Below are 23,377 nucleotides of genomic sequence, written 5' to 3'. Positions count from 1 at the left end.
GGTGGCCTCTTCAGCGGGTGATCGATAGCTCGGCGGGCGCGCCGGTCAGCGTGCGCTTCGGCGAGCAGGTGATGATCATGATCAGCAAAGTGAGGATGTAGGGTGCGGCATTGAACAGATGGTAGCCTGAGGTGATGCCGACCGATTGCAGCGCGGGGCCGAGCGCGGCGGCGCCGCCGAAGGCGAGCGAAGCCCACAGGCAGAGCATCGGATCCCAGCGCGCGAAGATCACCAGCGCCACGGCCGTGATGCCCTGGCCGGAGGAGAGGCCTTCGTTCCAGCTGCCGGGATAGAACAGCGACAGGAACGAGCCGCCGATCCCGGCGAGGAAGCCGCCCGCCATGGTGGCGCGCAGGCGGATCAGGAGCACCGAATGGCCCATGGCGCGCGCGGCGTCCGCGCTCTCGCCGGCGGTGCGAATGAGAAGACCCCAGCGGGTGGTCTTGAAAGCCCAGAGCAGAAGCGGCGCGAGCACCACGCCAATCAGGAACAACGCATTGATACGCAGCGCCGCACGCAGCTGCGGGATATCGCTCCACCAGCCGAAATCGATCGCGGGCAGCCGTGCAGCCGTCGGCTCGATCAGCGGCTTGCCAAGGAAGAACGCAAGGCCGGTGCCGAACAGCATCAAGGCGATCCCGACCGCGATGTCGTTGACTCGCGGCAGCGAGCAGATGCCGGCATGCAGCGCGCCGAACAGCGCGCCGGTGATGCCGGCGGCGAGCACGCCTGCCCACGGCGATCCCGTCATATAGGAGATGCCATAGGCGCTCATCGCCCCCATCACCAGCGTGCCTTCGAGACCGAGATTGATCCGGCCCGAGCGCTCGGTGATGCATTCGCCGAGGCTCACGAACAGGAACGGCGTGGAGACGCGGATGGCGCCGCCGAACACGGCGAGCGGCACGGTCCAGAGCCCGATGGAAGCGTCCGCCATGTCAGGACTTCCCCTTCAAGAACCCGATGCGGCCATAGAGCGCGTCGCTCGCCAGCACGAACACGAAGATGATCCCCTGCAGCACCAGCACGGAGGCATCCGGCAGGCCGAGCCGACGCTGCAAGAGGCCGCCACTCGCATTCAGCCCGCCGAGCAGGATCGCGACCGGAATGATCGCCAGCGGATTCTGCCGCGCCAGGAAGGCGACCAGGATGCCGGTGAAGCCGTAACCGACCGCAAGATTGGCATTGGTGCGCCCCTGAACGGCGGCGACCTCGACCATGCCGGCGAGCCCCGCGCAGGCGCCGGCAAGAAAGCAGATCGTGAGGATCAGTCTGCCCACCGAGAGGCCGACGATCTTGGCCGCGCGGATGTTGCCGCCGGCAACGCGCGCGGCAAAGCCGAAGGTGGTGTGATAGATCAGGATGTAGGACATGACCGCGGCGATCAGGCCGAACACCAGCCCCCAATGCACGTCGGTGCCGGGAATACTGCCGATCATGTTGGCGGCGCCGATCTCGCGCGTCGACGGCTTATTGAGGCTCGCCGGATCGCGCATCGCGCCTTCGACTAGATGGTTGAGCACCGCGAGCGCGATGTAGACCAAGAGCAGGCTGGAGATGGTCTCATTGACGCCGCGGTAGTGGCGCAAGGCCCCGGACAGCAGGATCCACAAGCCGCCGCCGGCCATGCCGGCGCAGACCATGGCGAGTTGCACCACCAGCGGCGGCATGGTGTGCAGCGCCAGCGCCGCGGAGGTGGCGGCCAGCGCGCCGATCAGCAGCGCGCCCTCACCACCGATGATAACCATACCAAGCTGCGCGGGCAGGGCGGTGCACAGTGCGGTGAGGATCAGCGGCGCGGCGCGAGTCAGCGTGTTCTGCCAAGAGAACCAGGTGCCGAACGCGCCGTAGTACATGTAGTAATAAAGATCGAGCGGGTTCTTGCCGTACAGCGCGATGAAGCCGCCGAAGGCCGCGAGCGCGGCAAGCAGCGCCGCGCCGGGGATCATCACATATTCAATGCTTGCGCCGTGGCGCTGCAGGAAGCCGGGATCGGCCGCCGGCGCGATGGCGGCCGCTGGGACAGTGTCGGCCGCCTCCGAGGTCATGACGTGGCTCCGAGCACGCCTTCGACCAGATAGTTCATCTTCTCCAGCTCCGCGTCCTGCTGGCCCCGGCTGGTGCCGTCAGCAATGACGACGTTGCCCTTGTTGTCCTTGATCGGGCCCTTGAAGATGACGTAGTCGCCGGCCATGAACTTGGCCTTGACCTCGTCGGCATGCTTCTTCGCCTCGTCCGAGACCGCCTCGCCGTAAGGCGACACCTTGACGATCTCCTCTTTCAGGCCGCCGCGATAGAAATTCGGGATGCTCTCGCCCGATTGCATCATCTTGACGAACTTCGGATACAGCGCCTCCCAGTTCCACTCGGCGCCGGTGAGATAGGCCTTCGGCGCGAGTGGCGACTGGTTGACGTGATAGCCGCAGACGAAGGCGCCGCGGCGCGCTGCGTTCTCCACCATCGTCTTCGGGCCGTCGACATGGCAGGTCAGCACGTCGACGCCCTGGTCGATCAGGCTGTTGGTGGCTTCGGCTTCCTTGACCGGCATCGACCAGTCGCCGGTGAAGATCACCTGCGTCGTCGCGTTCGGATTGGCGAGGCGGGCGCCGAGCGTGAAGGCGTTGATGTTGCGCAGCACCTGCGGGATCGGCTTGGCGGCAACGAAACCGAGCTTGCCGCTCTTGCTGGTATGTCCGGCGACGATGCCGGAGATATATTGTGCCTCGTCGATATAGCCGAAATAGGAGCCGGCGTTCTTCGGATCGTTCTCGCTCCACAAGCCGCCGCAATGCTCGAAGCGGTTCTTGGGATATTTCGCCGCCATCTTCAGGACGTGCGGATTATAGTAGCCGAACGAGGTCGGGAACAGCAGGGTGGCGCCGTCGAGATTGATCATGGACTCGATGGTCTTTTCCACCGCGTCCGTCTCCGGCACCTTCTCCTCTTCGATCACCTTGATGCCGGCGAGCTTCTTCAGCGCGGCCGCCCCTTGCGCATGGGCCTGGTTGTAGCCGTAGTCGTCGCGCGAGCCGACATAGACGAAACCGATCGTCGTCTCTGCCGCGAGCGCCGGCCGCAGCCCGCTGGCCGCACCCAGGGTGAGCGCCGCGCCGCCCTGCAACAGATGCCGTCGTGAAATCCTGCCAAAATCCATTTGGTGTGCTCCCCTCTGGCGGCGTGACGCGTCCGCCCCGTTTCGGCTTCACCGGCTGGGCCAAGCCTTCGAGGAGAGAGCTTTCGCAAGCTTCGTGCCACAGCCGCTTTGCTGGGCAGATCCAACTAGTGCGCTGATTTCAAAGGGAATTTGTCAAGATGTCGGAATGCCTCGGCCGTCGGCGCGGCGACGCGGCGACGCGGCGGTCTATAATTTCAGCAATCGATGCCAATTGTATGCAACGCGAGCGACCGATTTGAGGGCAGTATGTGGATGGCGGCGTGTCGGCAAACCCGTCCGGCAACGGCCTGAGCCATCCTTCGCCCCGTGGTTCGACGCTCACCCAAACGGACCCGGCCGCTGATCATCATCGTCCGGCCAGGCCGAGACAACAAGCACGCGACCACGGCCCTGGTGCAGGCGCAACCGGGCCGCTTCTTGATAAGGCATGGGCGCTCGCGGTCAGATCCCGAGCAGCCAGACAGCGACGATGGTGCCGAGCACCGCGATCCCGCTGATCGTCCATCCCGTCACGTAAGCGCCGTCCTGCATATCCGGCTGCTCGACCATCCGGTCGTGCCAGTGCTGCTGCGGCTGTGCCATGCACGCCTCCTCGCCCCCCGGGGTGAGGAATTGATGACCCTGTTGTCCCTGTCGTTAAGTCGTCTTGCCGCAATCTAAGGTTCAACGCGGCTGCTCACAACGGGCTCCATAAAATGTTGCGGGCGCGCTGGTCATGCTCGCAAAAGCCCCTAAGGTTGTGGCGCCCCGGCGAGGGGCCAACGACAAAGGGGAGCGACGCGACATGAAGGATTTCGCCGGCAGGATCGCCGTCATCACCGGGGGCGGCACGGGCATGGGCCGCGAGCTCGCCCGCCAGCTGGTCGCCGAAGGCTGCAATGTCGCGCTCTGCGACGTCTCCGCAGACGCCATGGCGGAGACGAAGCGGTTGTGCGAAGCGGAAAGGCTGCCGCAGGGCCTGCGTGTCACCACCCATGTCGCCGACGTCGCCAGCGAGGATGACTTCCTGCGCTTTCGCGACGAAGTGGCCGAGCAGCAGGCGACCGACAAGATTCATTTGCTGTTCAACAATGCCGCATCGGCGGCGGCGGCAGCCTGTTCACCACCCCAAGGGCGCAGTGGGAGCGCGCCTTCAACATCGACTGGGGCGGCGTCTATCTCGGGGTGCGCACCTTTCTTCCGATGCTGATGCAGGCCGAGGAGGGCCACATCGTCAACACCTCCAGCGTCAATGGCTTCTGGGCCTCCGTCGGCCCCAGCATCTCGCACACCGCCTATAGCGCGGCGAAGTTCGCGGTGAAGGGGTTTACCGAGGCGCTGATGACGGACCTTCGGCTCAACGCGCCGCACATTAAGTGCTCCGTAGTGATGCCTGGGCATATCGGCACCTCGATCGTGTCGAACTCGCGCAAGGTACAGAATGCGAGTGCGTCCGATCGCCTGAGCGAGGCCGAGATCGCGCAGGCGCGGCTGCGCATGCAGGGCATGGGCATCGACGTCGCGGCAATGACGGACGAGGACGTACAGGAAGCTGCGCGGGAGCGCGCCCGCCGTTTCCTCGAGGAGGCGCCGACCACCGCCGCCGAGGCGGCCAAGATCATCCTGGACGGCGTCAAGGCCGGGCAGTGGCGCATTCTGGTCGGCGAAGACGCCAAGCTGCTCGACCTGCGCGTCCGCCAATCGCCCGACCAGGCCTATGAGCCCGAATTCTTCCAGCGCTTCGCCGAGGAGGCCGGCTGGCGGCTGGGGTAGGGATTCTAATGACGTTCGCGAACTGAAGATCGCGATATGAGACAACTAGGACGACTAACAAGTGCACGATGAGTAGTGCATCCGCGAGTCATCTGCACCCTCTCCCCTTGTGGGAGAGGGTGGATCGCCGACGCGGAAGCGGCGGCGATCCGGGTGAGGGGTCTGTCTCCGCAGATGCAGACCCCTCACCCCGCGCGCATTCGCTCCGCTCACGCACGCCACCCTCTCCCACAAGGGGAGAGGGTAAACCGAGCAAGACGGATCCGATTTCGTGTCTTAACGACTTACTTCGACGATTACCTTGACGACGCCACGCGGTAGGCCATTCGGCTGTGCCCCGGGCAATAGGGCAGGCCTTCCACCGGCCTCGAACCGCAGAAGCAGAAGTCGTCCGCGCCTGGCGTGGAGATCGGCCAGCGGCAGCGCTCCTTGGTGAGCTCGAACAGCGAGCAGCCGTTCTCGATGACGGCAGGGGCTTCTTCCACCAGCGGCACCACCGAGGACGAAGGCTCGCTGGGGGCGGCCCGCAGAACGCGCCGGCGCAGCTTCGGCACCGGCCGCGGCCGTGAAGGGTCGCGCGCCGCGTCCGCGCGCACGACGCGGCGCGCGTCGCCGCCATTGTCGCGCACCAGCGCGAGGCGGGAGATCTTGCCGATCACGGCGTTGCGGCTGACGCCAAGCTCGGCGGCGATCTCGCGGCAGGTCAGACCGGCCTCAAAGTGCAATTTCAGTTGCTGGATCCGTTCCGTGGTCCAGGTGGGTTGGGCAGTCGTCTGATCGGCGGGCATATTCTATCGCTTCCAAGTTTGATCCGTCCTGGATCGTCCTCGGCCGACGCGCGCACAAACTGGTCCGCTTTACGCCCCCTTACGCCCTGCCATTGTCGCGGATCGACAGCAGCCCGTCCTTGATGGCGAGCCGGATGCCTTCTTCAATCAATGTCCTGCAGACACCTGGAACGCTGGTGCCGTGGGTTCCCTGCTTCACGAGCTTTTCGAGATAGCCAATCGTTGCCAGGGCGAGGGTTACGGGAATGCGGTCAGTCTCGGCTTTTTCCGTGGCCATGCCAAAAGCTAGTCCGTAACCGGTGTACAGAAAAGTAACTTTTTAGACTCTATTAGGAATCGGAATGGTTGTATAGATGCCTGGGGATAAGTGGTTAAGATACTGATTTTAAAAGAAATGCGACAATTTGGATTCGCGCCGCGGTGACTCTCGTCGAGATCGGTGACTCCCCGTACCTCCCGACCGATGCGGGAACAGCACAGGCAGGATTCGGCCCTCGGCCATTCGGAGGCAGTTCGGCGCGTGCTTGCAAGCCGTGACCCGTCGGGCAAATCGGTTGCGTGTGCGTGCGATCTCCCGGCGTGGATCTGCCCGCCGGCCGCCGCAAATCGCCCGCGCGCAAAAACTATTTTCGCGAGCGGCATCAATCCGATCGACGCCGTGCGGCCGTCCGGCGAAAATATTTCTCTTTCGTTTTTTCGGAAATTGTGGTTGGCTGCATTCATCCCGCCTCGATGAGAGGGGCGTTGCGCGCGATCGTCACGACACGTGAGGCGGGGATGCGGTGGACGTCATGGCTTGCAGCAGGCGATGAGCGTGCGGACGAACAGGCTCGTGACGGACGGCGAAATCGTGTGGTCCTGGCCTCCCGGTGCTGAGGCCGTGCGACAATGCGTTTCACGCATTGCGCAGGGGGCAATCAAGCCGGTCCCCAAGGAGAGCGCGTATAAGCGTTAAAACCGCCGCGCAGGGAATGCCGGATGATCTGGCTGCACCTGTGGTGACTGCCGCCTGCTTTTCTTGTTGCAGGCGGGCCATGGGTGAGGCCTTCACCCGGCCTTCCCCATAGGCGTTAAGTTTAGTCTTGCGTGTTGGAATCGTTCGTGATTCGAACATGGGATGACACGAGATTCGCTTTTGAACGAAGACTGGGCGAGCGTCGTTACGCAGCTAGGTGGGGCTGCGCAGCTCGAGAGCAGCGCGCGCCAGACGAAAGCTTTCGTGCGGCAACGGCGGATCCCTGATGCGGTGGCGTTGCTTCGGCTGATGCTGGCTTATTGTCTGGGTGAGAGGGTTAAGATCGACGGCCGCGTGGGCTGCTTCTGTTGGCCTTGCCAATCTGAGTAGCGTGGCGCTGTTCTACCGCCTGCGTCAATGTGGCGATTGGTTTACCGTGCTTGTGGAGCGCTTGCTCGCGGCGGCGGCGCCAAAGGCGAGCCGAGGCCGTCTGATCCGTATCATCGATGCCACGACAGTGCCTCAGGCAGGGCCGGCTGCGCGCAAGAACAGCGAGCTTTGGCGCATTCATAGTGCATTTGATCTGCCATATGAGCGGTTTGGCCATTTCGAACTGACAGATCAGCAAGAGGGCGAGACGTTTGACCGCATACCAGTGGTCAAGGGTGAGATCCGTATTGCTGACCGCGCCTATCTACAACCTGATCGGATCTCGGCAGTGCTCGAAGCTGGTGCAGATGTTTTGATCCGAGCGGGCTGGAAGAACGCACGTTGGCTTGATGCCAAAGGCTGTCCGCTCGATCTGATAGCCGAATTACGGGCGGGGAACGCCCGCGGACTGATCGATCGGCCGATTTGGATCAAACGCAAGGCCGGCGCGCCTCTGGCTATGCGTCTGATCGCAGTCAAGAAGTCTGCCGATGCGGCTGCCGCGTCGCGTCGTAAAGCCCGGCGAGACGCCCAAGACGAAAACCGCACCATCTCTAAAGAAACTTTGGAAGCGGCGGATTGGGTCATCCTGGTCACCTCGCTAGCGCCGGACGAGTTCACCGTCGAAGATGTGCTTGCGCTTTACAGACTGCGATGGCGGATCGAACTCGGCTTCAAGCGATTGAAGAGTTTGATCGGCCTCAAGACACCGCCTGGAACCGATCCGCGCTCCGCCAAGCCCTACCTGCTGGCTCATCTCTTGATCATTTTGCTGCTCGAACCGCTTGTCCGCGAGTTCGAGGACTCTCCCCACTGGACGCAGGCCGCCTGACGACACCTGGCGCTTGGCGTGTCTTGCAGCAACTCATTGCGTCCTTGCTACAAGCAATCATTCCACAACCAACCATCCGCCGCCTCCATCACAGCAAACGGGTACTGGACCGGCACCTCTACGAGCCACCTCGAAAACGACGATATCAATCGATGCCCGCATTATCTTAACGCCTATGCGGCATTCCCTGCGCCCTCCGTTTTTCAGGAGGGTCCTCGTTGTGATCAGCTCGGGCGCGTTCGTGCAGCGAGAGGACAATGCATGCTTTCGTCATTGCGAGGAGCGTTAGCGACGAAGCAATCCAGACTCCGAAACGAGACTCTGGATTGCTTCGCTTCGCTCGCAATGACGGAGCAATGCGCCGCCGCTCTGACGGCGGCGCTGCGGCGAACCTCGACTCGATGTCCGCCATATCAGCCGTGGACGACCGACTTCGCGATCATGCAATGAATGCCTTTGGAGCCGTTGACGGTCTGGGTCACACGCAGATCCGCGGCGAGGCTGCACAGCGTGTAGGCGTCCTCGCGCGACAGGTTTCGTTTTTCGCCGAGCAGCGCGATCATGTCGCGCAGCGCCCGCACCACGCATTGGTCGAGGTCCGGGTCCATCGCCATCGTCATGTAATGGGTTGCGGTCTCGGCGCGGGGATAATCGAGGCGCAGATCCTTGCGCACGGTGAGGCGGAAGCGGCCCTGCAGCGCGGTCTCGATCGCGGTGACGCAGACCTCGCCATCGCCCTGCACGCCGTGACCATCGCCGCAGGAGAACAGCGCGCCCGGCACGAACACCGGCAGATAGAGCTTGGCCCCAGGCCTAAGCTCCTTGTTGTCGAGATTGCCACCCATGGCGCGCGGGATCAGCGAGGTGATGCGGCCCCAGGCCGGCGGCGGCGCGACGCCCATGACGCCGAAGAACGGCGCCAGCGGCAGGTCGAGCCCCCAGGCCAGCCTGCCGACCATCCGCTCCTTGTCGAGCGGGATGTTGAGCAGCCGCGTTTCGTGGAAATCGTCGGGCAGCGTGCCCGACAATGGCTTGATCATGTTGTAGCCCCAGTCCTGCCGCAGCCGCACGTCCAGGATGTCGACTTCGAGCACGTCGCCGACCTCGGCGCCCCTGACCGCGACCGGGCCGGTGAGGATGTGCCCAGGCACCATGCGCTCGGACCGTGCGTGAACCTCGAGCAGCTCCGGAGGCACATGGAATTTGCCGTTGTCCGGCACCACCTCCGGCCCGCCGCTGATGCTGTCGATCGTGACCTCATCGCCGCTGTCGATCGTCAGCACGGGCTTCAGCCTGGCCTCGAAGAAGCCCCAGTGACAGGTCTCGGGGCTCGCATGCAGGTGGTGATGGGTCATGAATGTCTCTTTGACTGTCGAAATGCGCCGGCGGTTTTCTCCATAGCAGATCAAACCAGTACTGCGGAGAGATGGATACGCAGGGCCCGATTGCGATATGAGGTCCTGAAACGCGATTCCAGCCAGGCCGGAGCCCTGAATGTTCTTTGTGCTGTCGAAAACATTCGGGCTGCTCGCGCTGCCGACCAATTTCATGATCGTTCTCGGCCTTATCGGCGTGATCCTCACAATGACGCCGTTCGCGTGGCTCGGCCGCGGCCTCATGCTGGTCGCGATCGTGCTGCTTGCGGTCGCGGGCTTCACGCCGTTCGGCAACCTCGTGCTGGCGCCATTGGAGGACCGCTTTCCCGCCTGGGATGCTGCCAAGGGCGCGCCGGACGGCATTGTGGTGTTGGGCGGTCCGATCGATCCCGATCTGTCGCTCGTCCACGGCATGCCGGTGACGCTCGGCGGCGCCGACCGACTGATCCAGGCAGCCGCACTGGCGCGCCGCTATCCCAACGCGCGCGTCCTGTTCACCGGCGGCAGCGCGAACTTGATCTCGACCAATGCCAAGGAGGCCGATCAAGCGGCGGAGCTTCTTGTCAGCCTGGGCGTACCGAAGGAGCGGCTGATGCTGGAGCGGCAATCGCGCAACACCTACGAGAATGCGGTGTTCTCCCGGGCGATGGTGATGCCGAAGCCCGGCGAGCGCTGGCTGCTGGTGACCTCGGCCTATCATATGCCGCGTTCGGTCGGTCTGTTCCGCAAGGCGGGCTTTCCGGTCGAGCCCTATCCGGTGGACTGGCGCGTCAACGGGATCTTCGATTTCGAGATGTTTGCAGTGCAGGGCCTGCGACGTACCGACATTGCGGTGCGCGAATGGGTCGGGCTCGTGACCTATCGGCTGCGCGGGCGAATCGACGAGCTGTTCCCGGGCCCGGAGTCCTGAGCGCGGAGCTGGGATCGAAAGGCTGGCGGGATTCCGCGCAAGGGTCTAACAAGCGCCGCGGGATCGAGGCGCGGGGCAGCCGGCGTCCATGTGAGGAGTTAAGGCCATGCAACAGCAGATCGCGCCTGAAGCGCTGGACTTGGCCGGCATGGTCGCCGACCTCAACACCCTGTTGCGGCTGAAGACCACCGTCGTCGGCATCAAGATGTTCGCCCGCGTCGAGGACATGATGGCGGTGGAAAAGATCCGCCGCCCGAACGCGGTGCATACCACCGACCAGATTGTCAGCATGGCCTCTCGTCTGGGCTGGACCGTCGGCATCACCGCGGACGATCTGGTGGGCGCGCAGTGTCGCGCGGTGATCGGACTCGGACCGCAGGACGAGACCTGGCTAGCCGGTGCGAACTATGTCGGCGTCTGGCATGGCACCGCGGAGGATGCACGCAAGCGTCAGGAGGCGCTCGATGTGGTTCCGTTCGGCCGCTACCAGGCGATGGCAGTGAGTCCGCTCGCAAGCCTCCGGCTCAATCCGCCGGACATCTGCCTCGTCTATGCGACGCCGGGGCAGATGATCATCCTGATCAACGGCCTGCAATATATCGGTTATAGGAAGTTCGAATGGGGCGTGGTCGGCGAGACCGCCTGCGCGGACTCCTGGGGGCGGGCGTTGAAGACCGGCGAGCCCAGCCTGTCGCTGCCGTGCTTTGCCGAACGGCGCTACGGCGGCGTGCCTGACGAGGAGATGCTGATGGCGTTGAAGCCGTCCGACCTCGCCACGGCCATCGCCGGCATGAAGCAGCTCGCCAAGAACGGCTTGCGCTACCCGATCGCGCCCTACGGCATCCAGAGCGACGTCCGCGCCGGCATGGGCGTGTCGTATGGGAAGAAATGACATTCGAACCTGCGTCATTGCGAGGAGCCGAAGGCGACGAAGCAATCCAGACTCGTTGCTCGATGCTGGATTGCTTCGCTTCGCTCGCAATGACGGGGGCAGTTGCAGGGACCTGATATGACCTCTTCGAAATTCGACATCATCGTCTATGGCGCGACCGGTTTCACCGGCCAGCTCGTCGCCGAATATCTGACTTCCGAATATCGCGGCGACAATGCGCCGAGATGGGCGATGGCCGGGCGCAGCCTGGGCAAGCTCGCCGCTGTGCGCGATGCCGTCGGCGCGCCGGCCGATACGCCGCTGATCGCCGCCGACTCCAGCGATGGCGCATCCATTCGCGCGATGGTCGATCAGACCAAACTCGTGCTCACCACCGTTGGGCCGTATCAGCTCTATGGCGCCGATCTGCTTGCGGCCTGTGTGGCCACGGGCACCGACTATGTCGATCTCTGCGGCGAGCCGGTGTGGATGCGGCAGATGATCGAGAAGCATCAGGCGGACGCCGAGAAGAGCGGCGCGCGCATCCTGTTCTCCTGCGGCTTCGATTCGGTGCCGTTCGAGCTCGGCGTGTTCTTTGTGCAGGAGCAGGCGAAGAAGGCGCTCGGTGCGGCGGCGGCGCGGGTCAAGGGCCGCGTGCGTGGCATGAGCGGTTCGCTCTCGGGCGGCACGGCCGCCAGCGCAAAAGCGACGTTCGATGCGGTCGCCAATGATCTCAGCCTGGTTTCGATCCTGCGCGACCCGTTCGCGCTGACGCCCGGTTTCAAGGGACCGAAGCAGCCGCCCGGCAATAGAACGCTCTACGAAGAGGATTTGAAATCGTGGGCGGCGCCGTTCGCGATGGCGCTGATCAACACGCGCAATGTCCATCGCTCCAACATGCTGATGGGTTTTCCCTATGGCCAGGATTTCGTCTACGACGAGATGGTGCTGACCGGTGACGGCGAGCAGGGCCAGGCCAATGCCAAGCTGGTGATGGCGGCCAATGCCGAGAAGACCGGACCGAATGCGCCCAAACCGGGCGAGGGACCCTCGAGGGAGGAGCGCGAGAAGGGCTATTACGATCTGCTGTTCGTGGCGATCGGCGCCGACGGGCGACAGGTTCGTGCGGCGATCAAGGGCAAGGGCGATCCGGGCTATGCATCCACGGCGAAGATGATCAGCGAATGTGCCATCGGCCTGTTGCACGATGGTGGTGACGTCAAGGGCGGCTTCTGGACGCCGGGCGCGGCGCTGGGGGATCGCCTGATCGCGCGGCTCGCCGGCCATGCCGGCATGGCCTTCGAGGTGGAGGCCTGACGGCTACGGCAACGAAGGATCGATCGCGCTGAGCGACCGGTCCTTCTGTCTGGCATGGATTTGGGCCGCCGCGAACATGCCCCACATCGTGCCGAGCATCATGAAGAAATGGCGCCAGTGGTCGGTGTCGATGATGAAGCTTTCGCCGACCGTGCCGAGAAAGGCCGAGAAGATCGCGATGTAGCTGCGCTGCCAGGGCACACGCACGAAGAGGTGGCGGAAGCCAAGGATCACGGTGGCGAACACCAGGGTCGGATAGCAGATCCCCGACAGCCAGCCGCCGGACATGAAGGCGTTCAAATAGGAGTTGTGGGTGTCTTCGGGGAAGTAGTGATGGAACTGCAGCGGGCCGATCCCGAACGGCAGATCCAGCGCCATCTGTGCGCCAAGGATATGGCGTCCGAACCGGCCGAAGCGGCCTTCGTCATAGCTCTGGTCGAAGCTCGCGCGCTGCTGGAACATGTCGGCGATCGAGGGGAACGAGAGCAACACGGCGATCAGCAGCACGCCCGCTGCCGCTGCCGCGAGCGTCGTCATGACGATGCGCGAGCGCTCGCTGCGCGAGGCGCTGGTCAGCACCATCATGGCCAGCATAAAGGCTCCGGTCAGGACCAGACCGCCCCAGGCCGCGCGGGAGAAGGCCAGCAGGATCGCGAGCGCCATGATGAGAAGTGCTATGCCGCTCCGCAGCGCCTTTGCGAAAGGCGCCGTCACCACGTTCTGCAGCACGAGCAGCGACGGCAGCAGCAGGAATGCGCCGAACACGTTCGGGTCCTTGAAGGTGCCTCGCGCGCGGCCGTAGAGCGTCAGCAGATCATAGCCGCCCGGCACTGCGTGGAAATAGCCTGCCACTCCTGCGAGCGATGCGATGAGGGCGCCGACCACGAGGCCACGGCGCAGCATGTCGAGCCGCGCCGCGCTGTCCTCGGCCATGATCAGCGCGAAGAACATCACCGTCACGGCCATGTACCAGGAGGTCGCGATCCAGCTCGCGATGACGGAGTCGCCAAGCAGCGGGACCGCGCAGATCGTGTAGCCGAGATTGAGCAGGAAGAGCAGCAGCAGCAGCGGCACGAACACGATCCGCAGCCGCACGCCGGTCGCAATGAAGACCGCCGCGGAGGCGAGCGTCACGAGTTCATAGGGGCTGGGCTCGATGAAGACAATGGCGCCGGACGCACCGGCCAGCCAGACCAGCGCGCGCTGCAAGGCGACAACTCCCGGGGGAGCCACCGGGCGGGGCGCGAAGTCTCCGGCTGCCGCCGCATACGCCATCACATCCAACTCACATCACGACGCAACTCTTGGACGATGCTTGGCGCCGGCCTTGCCCGGCGCTACGCATCAATAGGCGTTCTCGTTTTTGGTCAGCAGCGCCAGTGGCGTCTTGAGCAGAATGAAGAGGTCGAACAGCACCGACCAGTTCTCGATGTAGTAGAGGTCGAACTCGACGCGCTTCTGGATCTTTTCCTGATTGTCGATCTCGCCGCGCCAGCCATTGATCTGCGCCCAACCGGTGATGCCCGGCTTGACGCGATGACGCGCGAAGTAGCCGTCGACGGCTTCGTCAAACATCCGGTTCTGCAGCTTGCCTTGCACCGCATGCGGCCGTGGTCCGACCAGCGAGAGATTGCCTTTGAATACGACGTTGAAAAGTTGCGGCAGCTCGTCGAGGCTGGTCTTGCGAATGAAGCGGCCGACGCGCGTCACGCGCGGGTCGTTCTTGGTGACCACCTTCGAGGCGAGCGGGTCGGCCTGGTCGTGGAAGAGCGAGCGGAACTTGAAGACGTCGATGCGCTCGTTGTTGAAGCCGAAGCGCTTCTGCCGGAACAGCACCGGGCCCGGGCTGTCGAGCTTGATCGCGAGCGCAACCAGCGCCATCACCGGCAGCGCGAACAAGAGGGCGAGACCGCCGACGAGATGGTCGAACAGCCATTTCATCACCAGGTCCCAATCGGTGATCGGCGCCTCGAACATGTCGAGCGTCGGCACCTCGCCGACATAGGAATAGGAGCGGGGCCGGAAGCGCAGCTTGTTGGTGTGCGCGGACAGGCGGATATCGACCGGCAGCACCCACAGCTTCTTCAGCATGTCGAGAATGCGCGTCTCGGCCGAGATCGGCAGCGCGAACAGCACGAGGTCGACGCGGGTGCGGCGGGCGAATTCGACGATGTCGTCGACCTTTCCGAGCTTGGGGCTGCCGGCGCAGGTCTCAAGCGCGCGGGAATCGTTGCGATCGTCGAACACGCCGAGCACGTCAATGTCGGAGTCGTCCTGCGCCTTCAACGCGCGGACCAGTTCCTCACCGCTCTCATCGGCACCGACAATGATGGTGCGCCGGTCGAGCCGTCCCTCGCGTGCCCAGCTGCGCACGAGGCTGCGCAGGAACATGCGGCTTGCGATGAGCGCCGCGAGGCCAACCGCAAAGAAGGCGCTGAGCCAGAGCCGCGACACCTCGCCGCCGAGCTTGGCGAAGAAAGATGCACCGATGAAGAGGAGGAAGACGAACGCCCAGGACGAGATCATGCGCGTCATCTGCCGCAGCTGGCCGCGGAAGATTTGGACCTGATAGATGTCGGCGGCCTGGAAGCAGACAACGGCGGCCGCCCCCACCGCCATGATCGCCGCGATGTATTCCCAGCGGAAGCCCGATTGCGGCACGACGTAGCCGAAATAGAGCGTGACGCCGATGAGACTGAGCAGGATGAGGTCGGCAATACGGACAACGCCCGCGATCACGATGGGCGAATAGGCGCGGCGGACCTTCTGATTGGCAACGGCCAGCGCTGCGGGAGTCAGCCGCCGCCGCCGTTCAGCGGCCGGGCGATCGGCCGAAGCAGTCGCTGCGACCGCTGCCGCAGCATTGAGCATCGAGCGTGCGTTGATCGGTTCCACAGTAATGCACCGTAAAATTTTCTTGTTATTTAAGCGAGCGAGGCGAGCGAGGAAAATCCCCGTCGGCCGAATTAGCCGGCAATTCGGTACAAACTGTTAGCGATGGTAAATGATGTCAGGTCTTGGTAAACGCAGCGCGGTAACCCGCTAATACGCCTTCGACCATCGCTGTCTGCGAGAATCGCTCGGAGACACGTTCGCGCAACCCTCGTGCACGCTGCTGTGTCGCGTCCGAATTAGCTAGTGCAGCTTCGATCGCATCGGCGAGCGCTGCGGGGTTGCTCGGTGCGAACAACGCATCGCGGTAGGGGCCAAAGATCTCGGGAATGCCGCCGACATTGGCCGCAATCATCGGAATACCGGCCGCGGCCGCTTCGATTACGACATAGGGCATGGAGTCGCCGCGCGAAGGGACGACAAGCAGGCGACCTTGCGAAAAGCCATCGCGCGCCTTGACGTGTCCGATGAAGCGGATCGCCTGCGTCAGCTTTAATCGCTCGACCTGCGCCTTTAGCCGCTGCGTTTCCTCGCCATCGCCGCCCAGCGTGAGCGTCAGCGGCTTGCCGGCTGCGTGCAGCCGCGCCAGCGCATCGACCAGGATGTCGGCGCCTTTGATGTGCCTGAACTCGCCGACATAGGCGATGTCGGTCGCGTCTGGAGCGGTCTCCACGGCATCGAACTCGCTGGCCGTGACGCCATTGAAAACGCAGTGCACCAACCCCTTCGGGGTGCCGATCATTCTCTGATAGGTGTCGCGCGCGAATGCGCTCTCGAACAGGAACAAATCGGTGCGGTCCATCAACGCGCGTTCGAGCCGGCCGTACAGTGCGCCCTTTACCGTATTGACCGGGTAATGCAGCGAGCCGCCATGGGGCGTGTAGACCCGGATCGTGCCGGGCCGATGTCCGATCATGCGGATGAAAGCGCCGGCTTTCGCGCCGTGACCGTGCAGTACATCCGGCAGCAGCCGTCGATTGAGGCGCGCGAACTTGTTGATCGCCATGACATCCGTCGGCCATGGTTCGCGGCGGATCGCGATGCGATGGAGGCCTAGCTTTAGCCCCGGCGCAATCTCGGCCAGCGCCTGATCGGCACGCTCGCCGCCGGTCAGGCTGTCCGCGACGATGCCGACGTGATGGCCGCGCTCGATCTGACCGTAAGCAAGATCCATGATGTGACGGAAGATGCCGCCGACCGGCGCCCGGACGGTGTGCAGGATGCGCAGCGGCCGGTCCGATGCTGCTGCCATCGTCAGGCCGGCCCTGCAGAGCGGCGTCCGGTCGGGTGCAACAGACGAGCTCCGCGCAAGCGCGCGTGACAAGACGGGCAGGGCGGTGCGTCCGCGGTTCATTGCGTCGGCCTTTGGCAGTGACCTGAATGCGATACGCTTTTCGCGCTTAAAAAAGCGTGTCGCACGCGGCCGCTCGGGGCCGACAGGATTTCGGAAGGCAGCTTGTCTGACGGCACCGCGGGAGGCTCGGCCGGATTAACCCAGCAGCAACCTTAATGGAGTGTAATTCTGCCCTGTTGTGCGGAGTGGTGGCGTTTGGCCTCGCGGGAGTGAGTGATGCGGTTGGCGTTCTGGCGTGCCGGCAAGGCGAGGGCGGAGGTCGAACAGACCGTTGCGATGCCTGCGCCCACTCGGGTGGCGTCGGCTGAAACGATTGCTCCGGCCGGAGACATCGACGTTCGTCTGCTTGGCCGGGCCTTGGTGCGCAAGCGCGGCTTCATTATCGTTCCGACGCTGCTGGCGCTCGCGCTTTCGATGACCGGCGTCAATTTCATCACGCCACGCTACAAATCCGAAGCGCGCATCCTGATCGATGGACGCGAGAACGTCTTCTTGCGCCCGAACGGAGAGCGCAACGAGGAGCGGACGGCGCTTGACCCCGAGGCGGTGGCCAGCCAGGTGCAACTCGTGCTGTCGCGCGATCTCGCGCGCGAGATCATCAAGAAGAACAAGCTTGCCGAGTTGCCTGAGTTCGATCCGGTGCTGCGCGGCATCTCCCAGCTGAAATCGCTGGCGGCGCTGCTCGGGGTCGTGCGCGATCCGTTGTCGATGACGCCGGAAGAGCGGGTGATGGACGCCTATTACGAGCGGCTGACCGTGTACGCCGTCGACAAATCGCGCGTCATCGTGGTCGAGTTCCAGTCACAGGATCCGGACCTCGCCGCTCAGGTCGCGAACTCCATCGCGGACGGCTATCTGGTGTTGCAGCAGAACGCGCGGCAGGCGCAGGCGAAATCGGCGAGCAACTGGCTGGCGGGCGAGATCGAGAATTTGCGCAAAAAGGTCGCTGAGGCGGAATCACGGGCGGAGGATTTCCGCTCCAAGTCGAGCCTGTTCGTCGGCACGAACAATACGACGCTCTCCAATCAGCAGATGGGTGAGATCAACACCCAGCTCAACAATGCCCGTGCCCTGAAATCGGATGCCGAGACCAAGGCGCGGCTGATCCGCGAAATGATTCAGGGTGGCCAGCCGATCGAGGCATCCGAGGTGCTCAATTCCGAGCTGATGCGCCGGCTGTGGGAGCAGCGTGTCACCCTGCGTGCGCAGCTTGCCGAGCAGTCCTCGACCTTGCTCGACAACCATCCGCGCATCAAGGAGTTGAAGGCGCAGCTCGCCGATCTCGAGCGTCAGATCCGTGACGAGGCCGGCAAGATCTCGCGCTCGCTCGACAATGACGCGCGGATCGCCGGAGGGCGTGTCGATGCCCTGAGCGCGAGCCTCGACCAGTTGAAGAAGCAGGCGTCCTCGGCCAACGGCCAGGACGTTCAGTTGCGGGCGCTCGAGCGCGAAGCGAAGGCACAGCGCGATCTGCTCGAAACCTATCTGGCCAAGTATGGCGAGGCCAACACCCGCGAGAGCCTGGATATCGCGCCGGCGGAGGGGCGGATCATCTCGCGGGCGGTCGTGTCGAACACGCCGGCCTACCCGAAGAAGCTGCCGATCGTCCTGATCGCAACGCTTGCGACCTTGATGCTGACCTCGGGCGTGGTCGTGACCGGCGAATTGCTGCGCGTCACCGCACCGGATGTCGCTGCCATTGTCCCTGCGCCGGCTCGCAACGGTGCTCCGACGCCGCGCGTCGAGCCGGGGCTGACGCCAGTCGCGCCCCCAGCCGCTCCGCCGCCCGAGCCTGCGACCCGTCAGGCCGGCGAGATCGAGCAACTTGCCGGCGAGCTGCTGGCGGCCGGCAGCGGGGCGCGCAAGGTGACCGTACTCGGCACGGCCGCGGGAGACGACATTACGCGCACCGCGCTCGGCCTGGCACGGACGATGGCGCGGGAGGCGCGCGTCGTGCTGGTCGATCTCGCTGGCGCGCCGCTGGCGCTTGCCGCTGTCTCGTCCGACCCGATGGCACCGGGGCTGGTCGAGCTGATGCTCGGCGAAGCCTCGTTCGCCGGCATCATCACCAGGGACCAGCGCTCGCGGCTTCACCTCGTCGGCGCGGGCCGTCCGGGCAGCGACCGCTCGCAGCTGCAGTCGCCGCGGCTGATGCTGGCGCTCGATGCCTTGCAGCGGGCCTATGACCATGTGCTGCTCGATGCCGGCAACGCCTCCGATCTGCCGGCCGAGCTGCTCACCAGCGGGGCGCGCGCCGTGGTGGTGCCCGACGCCGCGATGCCCGAAGAAGCCCGCGCGCAGATGTGCGAGCAGCTCGCCGCGGTCGGCTTCGGCGCGGTGACCATGCTCAAGAAAGCAGCCGATGCGTCGGAGCTCGGCGAGTTCAGTTCTCCCAACGTCGCTGCCTGAGCAGCGATAGTCCTATCTCAGCGCCTGGCGCAGTTTGACCGCGAGGCCAAGCAGCGCCGGGCTATGCTTGACGACATGCTTGCCGCGATTGACCGCCGACAGCACCGCTGCGGCGAGACCGCCGCGCCCCGTGAGCGCAACGAAGCTGTCGAAGATCGGCTCGTCGGCTTTGCAGAACAGCCGCTTGTAGTCGTCCGCGCCGATACCGAGATCGAGCGCGCGGGTGCCGAGACCCGCATAGTGGTCGACGATATGGCGCATCAGGATCAGCCCCGGGCTCCAATGGGCATGCGGCGACAGCGTGTAGGTGTTGAACATCATCGAGAAGCGCTGGCCGTCGGCGACGCCGGCGAACAGCGCGATCACCTCCTCGTCGCAGGTGAGCGCATGGATGTCGATGGCGCGGTTACCTGACGCCAGCCGCGCCAGGCAGGCCTCGCGCACGAAGGCCTCGACGCCAGGCTCGGCGAACACGTTCGGCAGCTTCTGCTCGGCCATCCGCAGCGGCTTGACCTGAAAGAACCAGTCGAGCAGGCGTGTGATCTCGGCGTCTGATGTCGCGATCGTGTAGCCATAGCCGGGAAGCGCCTGCAGTTTCTTCTCCTTGCTCTTCAGCCGTTTGCGGAAGGAGCTCGAGATCAGGTCGGTCGGCGCCGCGCCCGGGGGAATCGCGAGCAGCGGACAATCGTTGACCGAGAGCTGGCGCGGCAGCAACGCGAGCGGATTGCGTAGATCGTGCCAGGTCAGCGGCTGCTGCGTCAGCGCCAACACGTCAACGGCATCGTGCGCGCGCAGACCGGCGAGCAGACGATCGAGATCGGCCGGCGTGGCGGACGCCGCAAAGTCGCGATCCCAGAGTCCCATGTTGAACGTGGTGTGCTTGCCGCCCATGAAGGCGGCGACACGACAGCCGTATGACCGTTTCAGCGCCAGGGGCAGGAGCGCCAGTGGGCGCTGTTCTCCATCGAGCGCGACGACGATGAAGGGTGACGCGTTTTCGTGACGGCCGGCATGATTCTGCCAGGCGGACAGGAAATCGTAGCGCTGATAGGGGCTGCAGAACCGACCCCGCGCTTCGAGCGCGCGCCAGATCGGCTCCGCGGACGACAGGTCTGTGAGGATGTCGACGCGTGCGATGCCTGCGGCCCGTGACGGCGCCTGCGCCGGTCGGCTGTCGATCACGGCCGCCATCGTCATTGCGCAATCCGTCGTTTTTTGAAAATCGGGTCCGTCGGCGTCGGCGGACCTTTGCAAAGAAGTGTCAACAAACGGTAACGAGGGTATCGCGTGTCCCCGCGCATATCGCCGCCGCAACTTAGACCGTTTCCAACCGTTGACCAACGGCCGCCATGAACCATTGACACGATCGCGCCGCTTTTGCTCTCGAACAGATGGATGCGGGCTCATTCGATTCAGGCGCTCCTGGCCCCCACGGGTTTCACCATCATGATTCATCCTGGGACGGCGCTCCCGTCACCCGGCAGCCGATGGCGCGAGAGCCTGAAGCTCGAGCTTGCCTTTTTCTCCGGTCGCGCCTGGCTGGCCTCGCGCCGGGCCGGCGGTGCCGGCGCCATCCTGCGCTTTGGCCGTGTCAGGCCGCGCCGCAACGAGAGCTTCCAGCCGCTCGCCGCCGACGAGATCACACCTGATTTCCTCGATCGCCTGATCGCGGCGATCAAGCGCTGGGGCTACGACATCGTAGCGATGGACGAGGCCTGCGAGCGGGCGGTGCGGCTCGCGGCGCCGCGGCGGTTCGTCAGCCTGACCTTCGACGGTGCCTCGAAGGATTTGCTCGGCCACGCCCATCCGGTGCTTCAGCGCCACGGCGTGCCGTTCACTCTGTATGTGCCGACATCGTTTCCCGACGGGCTCGGTCAGGCCTGGTGGCTGGCGCTGGAGGCGGTGATCGCACGCGAGGCGCGCATCAGCCTGATGATCGAGCGGCGGGAGCAGCGTTTCACGGTGTTCAAGACGTCGGAGAAATACGAGCTGTTCGCCTATCTCGCGAATTGGCTGCGGACGTTGCCGCCGGCCGAGCTGGCCACGGCCATCCGCGATCTCTGCACCCGCCATGGCATCGATCTCGATGCGCTGAGCCGCGAGGCCGCGCTCGACTGGAGCGACTTGTCGAAGCTCGCCGCCGATCCCAAGGTGACGATCGGCAGCGCCACGGTGAATTATCCGGTGCTCGCCAATGTGAAGGACGCCGACGCACGGCGCGAGCTCGGCATGGGCAAGGCGGTGCTGGAGAGCGCGCTGCGCCGGCCGATCCGCCATGTCGCGTTTCCGTTCGGCGATCGCGCCGCGTTCAACCGCAACCATGTGAGGATGGCCGCCGAGCTCGGTTTCGCCAGCGCGGCCTCCACGATCCCGGGCGTGGTGCAGACGGAGGGCCACACCAATCTGCATGCACTGCCGCGTATCGCCTGGGACGGCCGGTCGCGCTCGCTGCGGGCGATGCGAGTGCTGCTGTCGGGCGCGATGTTTGCGCCGGTTGCGCCGATGCCGCACCTCGCACTTGAAGGTGATTAGGCCTCCGGCTGGCTTGTATCAGGGCGCAGCATCCAGCTCACGATCGGCATTGCCGGCAGCACCCAGCCCATTCCGACCACGATGTAATAGATCCATTGCAGCATGCCGGAATTGGCGATCAGCGGGAACTGCGCCACCACCATCCCCATGATCGACCAGACGAAGGCGAGAATGAGCAGCGCGATGGCGCCGAGGAATTTGCGGGTGCGGATGGTCATGAAGCCGATGTAAGGGAGCCTGTGGCCGGCGCGCCTTGCGCGCGAGATGGGCCGGACTATAAGGGCACGGTCTCCCTAGTTCAATCGAGCCCCGCCAGCGATGACCACGGTTCCCCGCACCCAGGATATTGCCGCCATCCGGATCTGGCTCCTGATCGTGGCCGGCCTGATCGCGCTGATGGTGCTGGTCGGCGGCGCGACGCGGCTGACCGAATCCGGACTGTCGATCGTGGAATGGAAGCCGGTCGAAGGCGCGTTGCCGCCGCTCACCGAGCAGGCGTGGAACGAAGCATTCGCGGGCTACAAGGCCATTCCGCAATACCGGCAGATGAATGCCGGCATGACGCTGGCGGAGTTCAAGACCATCTTCTGGTGGGAGTGGAGCCACCGGCTGCTGGGCCGCGTCATCGGCATGGTGTATCTGCTGCCATTCCTCTGGTTCCTGTGGCGCGGCGCGGTCTCCGGGCCGCTCGGACGGCGATTGTGGGCGATCTTCGGCCTCGGCGCCCTGCAGGGCGCGGTCGGCTGGTGGATGGTGGCCTCGGGCCTCACTGAGCGCACCGAGGTGTCGCAAGTGCGGCTCGCCACGCATCTGGTGCTGGCGCTCTTGATCTATGCCGCCATCGTCTGGACCTTGCGGCGATTGAGGCCGCGCGAGGTCGGCGAAGCGCCGGCGCGGCTGCGCTGGACGGCCTGGGCGATCGTCGTTGTCACCTTCGTGCAGCTCTATCTCGGCGCGCTGGTAGCGGGCCTGCGGGCCGGGCGCATCTACAATACCTGGCCCCTGATCGACGGCACTTTCATTCCGCCATCCGCGCAGTTGCTGTTCGAGACGCCGTGGTGGCGCAATTTGTTCGACAACATGCTGACGGTGCAGTTCGAGCATCGCATGACGGCCTATGCGCTGGTGCTGCTGGTCGCCTTCCACGCCTTCGACGTGATGCGTGCGCGCGCCGGTCGTGAGGCGATCCGCGGTGCGCACCGGCTGCTTGTCGCGGTGCTGCTGCAGGCCGCGCTCGGCATCGCGACCTTGCTGCTGGTGGTGCCGATCCATCTCGCGCTCACGCATCAGGCGGTCGCCATCGCCGTGCTGACGCTTGCCGTCCTGCAGGCTGAGCGGCTGTCGCCGCGCCGCGCGACGGCGGCGGTGCCGCAGGCCGCCGTGCCGGTCGGGCAGGCGGGGTAGGGCACTCCGTTTCAGTTTTGTCATTGCGAGGAGCGTAGCGACGAAGCAATCCAGAGTCACTCGCGTAGCTCTGGATTGCTTCGCTTCGCTCGCAATGACGCGGAGACATGCGTTCTCACTCTCGCACGCTTTCGCGCCGAGCTCTACTGACGGCACACCCTCTAAAAATCGAGGGCGCAGGGAAGGCCGGATGCCTGGCCGGCACCCATGGCTCGCGTGCGAAAGAAAATGCACGCGGCGGTCACCACAGGTACGGCCTGATTACATCCGGCCTTCCCTGCGCGATGGTTTTAACGCTTATACGCGATCTCCCCGGGGATCGGCTGTCTTGCCCCCGTTCTGCGACAACGCTTGCGCGTTGCGCAGGGCGCCAGCACCGAG

Annotated in this window: 20 protein-coding genes and 1 pseudogene; 9 read left to right on the top strand and 12 right to left on the bottom strand. The window is 64.6% G+C overall.

Annotation, left to right across the window (positions count from 1 at the left end; all coding sequences use genetic code 11):
* Positions 1-10: 10 nt before the first annotated feature.
* From P6U24_RS21380 to P6U24_RS21365, 4 genes are all read right to left on the bottom strand, one after another.
* Positions 11-937 carry an ABC transporter permease gene (locus P6U24_RS21380; RefSeq protein ID WP_407154481.1) on the bottom strand — a complete coding sequence of 309 codons (927 nt, stop codon included), beginning with the start codon at positions 935-937 and terminating at the stop codon, positions 11-13.
* Between the two features lies 1 nt (position 938).
* Entirely contained in the window at positions 939-2,048 is a 1,110-nt protein-coding gene (locus P6U24_RS21375) for an ABC transporter permease (protein ID WP_407154480.1), read from the bottom strand.
* Positions 2,045-3,154 (bottom strand): BMP family ABC transporter substrate-binding protein, encoded by a 1,110-nt coding sequence (locus tag P6U24_RS21370; protein ID WP_407154479.1) that lies wholly within the window; start codon positions 3,152-3,154, stop codon positions 2,045-2,047. Before P6U24_RS21370 ends, P6U24_RS21375 begins: the two co-directional genes overlap by 4 nt.
* A 462-nt stretch (positions 3,155-3,616) precedes the next feature.
* Complete coding sequence (locus P6U24_RS21365) at positions 3,617-3,757, bottom strand: hypothetical protein (protein ID WP_407154478.1); 141 nt, start codon at positions 3,755-3,757, stop codon at positions 3,617-3,619.
* Between the two features lie 202 nt (positions 3,758-3,959).
* On the opposite strand from P6U24_RS21365, the pseudogene P6U24_RS21360 reads away from it, so the two are divergent.
* Positions 3,960-4,927: pseudogene (locus tag P6U24_RS21360) on the top strand (SDR family oxidoreductase).
* Positions 4,928-5,223: 296 nt separating this feature from the next.
* Here P6U24_RS21360 and P6U24_RS21355 read toward each other — a convergent pair.
* Both P6U24_RS21355 and P6U24_RS21350 read right to left on the bottom strand, forming a co-directional pair.
* Positions 5,224-5,715, bottom strand: coding sequence for a GcrA family cell cycle regulator (locus tag P6U24_RS21355; RefSeq protein ID WP_407154477.1), 492 nt, complete (start codon positions 5,713-5,715; stop codon positions 5,224-5,226).
* A gap of 79 nt (positions 5,716-5,794) precedes the next feature.
* The gene (locus P6U24_RS21350) at positions 5,795-5,992 is read right to left on the bottom strand and encodes a hypothetical protein (RefSeq protein WP_006614936.1); all 198 of its coding nucleotides are present in this window, start codon (positions 5,990-5,992) and stop codon (positions 5,795-5,797) included.
* Positions 5,993-6,294: 302 nt separating this feature from the next.
* On the opposite strand from P6U24_RS21350, the gene P6U24_RS21345 reads away from it, so the two are divergent.
* The gene (locus P6U24_RS21345) at positions 6,295-6,591 is read left to right on the top strand and encodes a hypothetical protein (RefSeq protein ID WP_407154476.1); all 297 of its coding nucleotides are present in this window, start codon (positions 6,295-6,297) and stop codon (positions 6,589-6,591) included.
* Between the two features lie 470 nt (positions 6,592-7,061).
* A complete protein-coding gene (locus P6U24_RS21340) occupies positions 7,062-7,931 on the top strand; it encodes a transposase (protein ID WP_407154475.1) in 870 nt (289 codons plus the stop codon).
* 413 nt (positions 7,932-8,344) lie between these two features.
* Here the strand turns inward: P6U24_RS21340 and P6U24_RS21335 are convergent, their stop codons facing one another.
* On the bottom strand, positions 8,345-9,286 hold the full coding sequence (locus P6U24_RS21335; protein ID WP_407154474.1) for an acetamidase/formamidase family protein: 942 nt from the start codon (positions 9,284-9,286) through the stop codon (positions 8,345-8,347).
* 139 nt (positions 9,287-9,425) lie between these two features.
* On the opposite strand from P6U24_RS21335, the gene P6U24_RS21330 reads away from it, so the two are divergent.
* From P6U24_RS21330 to P6U24_RS21320, 3 genes are all read left to right on the top strand, one after another.
* On the top strand, positions 9,426-10,217 hold the full coding sequence (locus P6U24_RS21330; RefSeq protein ID WP_407154473.1) for a YdcF family protein: 792 nt from the start codon (positions 9,426-9,428) through the stop codon (positions 10,215-10,217).
* Between the two features lie 106 nt (positions 10,218-10,323).
* On the top strand, positions 10,324-11,109 hold the full coding sequence (locus P6U24_RS21325; protein WP_407154472.1) for a DUF169 domain-containing protein: 786 nt from the start codon (positions 10,324-10,326) through the stop codon (positions 11,107-11,109).
* A 117-nt stretch (positions 11,110-11,226) separates the two neighbouring features.
* The gene (locus P6U24_RS21320) at positions 11,227-12,405 is read left to right on the top strand and encodes a saccharopine dehydrogenase family protein (protein ID WP_407154471.1); all 1,179 of its coding nucleotides are present in this window, start codon (positions 11,227-11,229) and stop codon (positions 12,403-12,405) included.
* A gap of 3 nt (positions 12,406-12,408) precedes the next feature.
* Here P6U24_RS21320 and P6U24_RS21315 read toward each other — a convergent pair whose 3' ends face one another.
* From P6U24_RS21315 to P6U24_RS21305, 3 genes are all read right to left on the bottom strand, one after another.
* The gene (locus P6U24_RS21315; RefSeq protein WP_407154470.1) at positions 12,409-13,680 is read right to left on the bottom strand and encodes an O-antigen ligase family protein; all 1,272 of its coding nucleotides are present in this window, start codon (positions 13,678-13,680) and stop codon (positions 12,409-12,411) included.
* Between the two features lie 69 nt (positions 13,681-13,749).
* Positions 13,750-15,276: an undecaprenyl-phosphate glucose phosphotransferase gene (locus P6U24_RS21310; RefSeq protein WP_407160542.1), complete on the bottom strand. Its 1,527-nt coding sequence runs from the start codon at positions 15,274-15,276 to the stop codon at positions 13,750-13,752.
* 139 nt (positions 15,277-15,415) lie between these two features.
* On the bottom strand, positions 15,416-16,549 hold the full coding sequence (locus P6U24_RS21305) for a glycosyltransferase family 4 protein (protein ID WP_407154469.1): 1,134 nt from the start codon (positions 16,547-16,549) through the stop codon (positions 15,416-15,418).
* A 318-nt stretch (positions 16,550-16,867) separates the two neighbouring features.
* On the opposite strand from P6U24_RS21305, the gene P6U24_RS21300 reads away from it, so the two are divergent.
* Entirely contained in the window at positions 16,868-19,060 is a 2,193-nt protein-coding gene (locus P6U24_RS21300) for a GumC family protein (RefSeq protein ID WP_407154468.1), read from the top strand.
* A gap of 12 nt (positions 19,061-19,072) precedes the next feature.
* Here P6U24_RS21300 and P6U24_RS21295 read toward each other — a convergent pair whose 3' ends face one another.
* Complete coding sequence (locus P6U24_RS21295) at positions 19,073-20,257, bottom strand: GNAT family N-acetyltransferase (RefSeq protein ID WP_407154467.1); 1,185 nt, start codon at positions 20,255-20,257, stop codon at positions 19,073-19,075.
* 249 nt (positions 20,258-20,506) lie between these two features.
* Here P6U24_RS21295 and P6U24_RS21290 point away from each other — a divergent pair, with 249 nt between their 5' ends.
* Entirely contained in the window at positions 20,507-21,592 is a 1,086-nt protein-coding gene (locus P6U24_RS21290; protein WP_407154466.1) for a polysaccharide deacetylase family protein, read from the top strand.
* Here P6U24_RS21290 and P6U24_RS21285 read toward each other — a convergent pair.
* The gene (locus P6U24_RS21285) at positions 21,589-21,810 is read right to left on the bottom strand and encodes a DUF2842 domain-containing protein (RefSeq protein WP_407154465.1); all 222 of its coding nucleotides are present in this window, start codon (positions 21,808-21,810) and stop codon (positions 21,589-21,591) included. The genes P6U24_RS21290 and P6U24_RS21285 overlap by 4 nt on opposite strands.
* Before the next feature lie 100 nt (positions 21,811-21,910).
* Here P6U24_RS21285 and P6U24_RS21280 point away from each other — a divergent pair, with 100 nt between their 5' ends.
* A complete protein-coding gene (locus tag P6U24_RS21280) occupies positions 21,911-22,996 on the top strand; it encodes a COX15/CtaA family protein (protein ID WP_407154464.1) in 1,086 nt (361 codons plus the stop codon).
* The last annotated feature ends 381 nt before the right edge of the window (positions 22,997-23,377 follow it).

Source organism: Bradyrhizobium sp. STM 3557 (assembly GCF_045571465.1).
Taxonomy (GTDB): Bacteria; Pseudomonadota; Alphaproteobacteria; order Rhizobiales; family Xanthobacteraceae; genus Bradyrhizobium.
Note: the sequence above shows the minus strand (reverse complement) of the source record. Positions and strands in the feature narration are given on the sequence as shown.

Bases quoted from the DNA above. Each gene is read 5' to 3' on its own strand.
- P6U24_RS21325 (WP_407154472.1), top strand. From the start codon at position 10,324: ATGCAACAGCAGATCGCGCCTGAAGCGCTGGACTTGGCCGGCATGGTC.
- P6U24_RS21335 (WP_407154474.1), bottom strand. From the start codon at position 9,286: ATGACCCATCACCACCTGCATGCGAGCCCCGAGACCTGTCACTGGGGC.
- P6U24_RS21370 (WP_407154479.1), bottom strand. From the start codon at position 3,154: ATGGATTTTGGCAGGATTTCACGACGGCATCTGTTGCAGGGCGGCGCG.
- P6U24_RS21350 (WP_006614936.1), bottom strand. From the start codon at position 5,992: ATGGCCACGGAAAAAGCCGAGACTGACCGCATTCCCGTAACCCTCGCC.
- P6U24_RS21315 (WP_407154470.1), bottom strand. From the start codon at position 13,680: ATGGCGTATGCGGCGGCAGCCGGAGACTTCGCGCCCCGCCCGGTGGCT.
- P6U24_RS21375 (WP_407154480.1), bottom strand. From the start codon at position 2,048: ATGACCTCGGAGGCGGCCGACACTGTCCCAGCGGCCGCCATCGCGCCG.
- P6U24_RS21330 (WP_407154473.1), top strand. From the start codon at position 9,426: ATGTTCTTTGTGCTGTCGAAAACATTCGGGCTGCTCGCGCTGCCGACC.
- P6U24_RS21290 (WP_407154466.1), top strand. From the start codon at position 20,507: ATGATTCATCCTGGGACGGCGCTCCCGTCACCCGGCAGCCGATGGCGC.
- P6U24_RS21355 (WP_407154477.1), bottom strand. From the start codon at position 5,715: ATGCCCGCCGATCAGACGACTGCCCAACCCACCTGGACCACGGAACGG.
- P6U24_RS21320 (WP_407154471.1), top strand. From the start codon at position 11,227: ATGACCTCTTCGAAATTCGACATCATCGTCTATGGCGCGACCGGTTTC.
- P6U24_RS21310 (WP_407160542.1), bottom strand. From the start codon at position 15,276: ATGCTCAATGCTGCGGCAGCGGTCGCAGCGACTGCTTCGGCCGATCGC.
- P6U24_RS21380 (WP_407154481.1), bottom strand. From the start codon at position 937: ATGGCGGACGCTTCCATCGGGCTCTGGACCGTGCCGCTCGCCGTGTTC.
- P6U24_RS21300 (WP_407154468.1), top strand. From the start codon at position 16,868: ATGCGGTTGGCGTTCTGGCGTGCCGGCAAGGCGAGGGCGGAGGTCGAA.
- P6U24_RS21285 (WP_407154465.1), bottom strand. From the start codon at position 21,810: ATGACCATCCGCACCCGCAAATTCCTCGGCGCCATCGCGCTGCTCATT.
- P6U24_RS21295 (WP_407154467.1), bottom strand. From the start codon at position 20,257: ATGACGATGGCGGCCGTGATCGACAGCCGACCGGCGCAGGCGCCGTCA.
- P6U24_RS21305 (WP_407154469.1), bottom strand. From the start codon at position 16,549: ATGGCAGCAGCATCGGACCGGCCGCTGCGCATCCTGCACACCGTCCGG.
- P6U24_RS21365 (WP_407154478.1), bottom strand. From the start codon at position 3,757: ATGGCACAGCCGCAGCAGCACTGGCACGACCGGATGGTCGAGCAGCCG.
- P6U24_RS21280 (WP_407154464.1), top strand. From the start codon at position 21,911: ATGACCACGGTTCCCCGCACCCAGGATATTGCCGCCATCCGGATCTGG.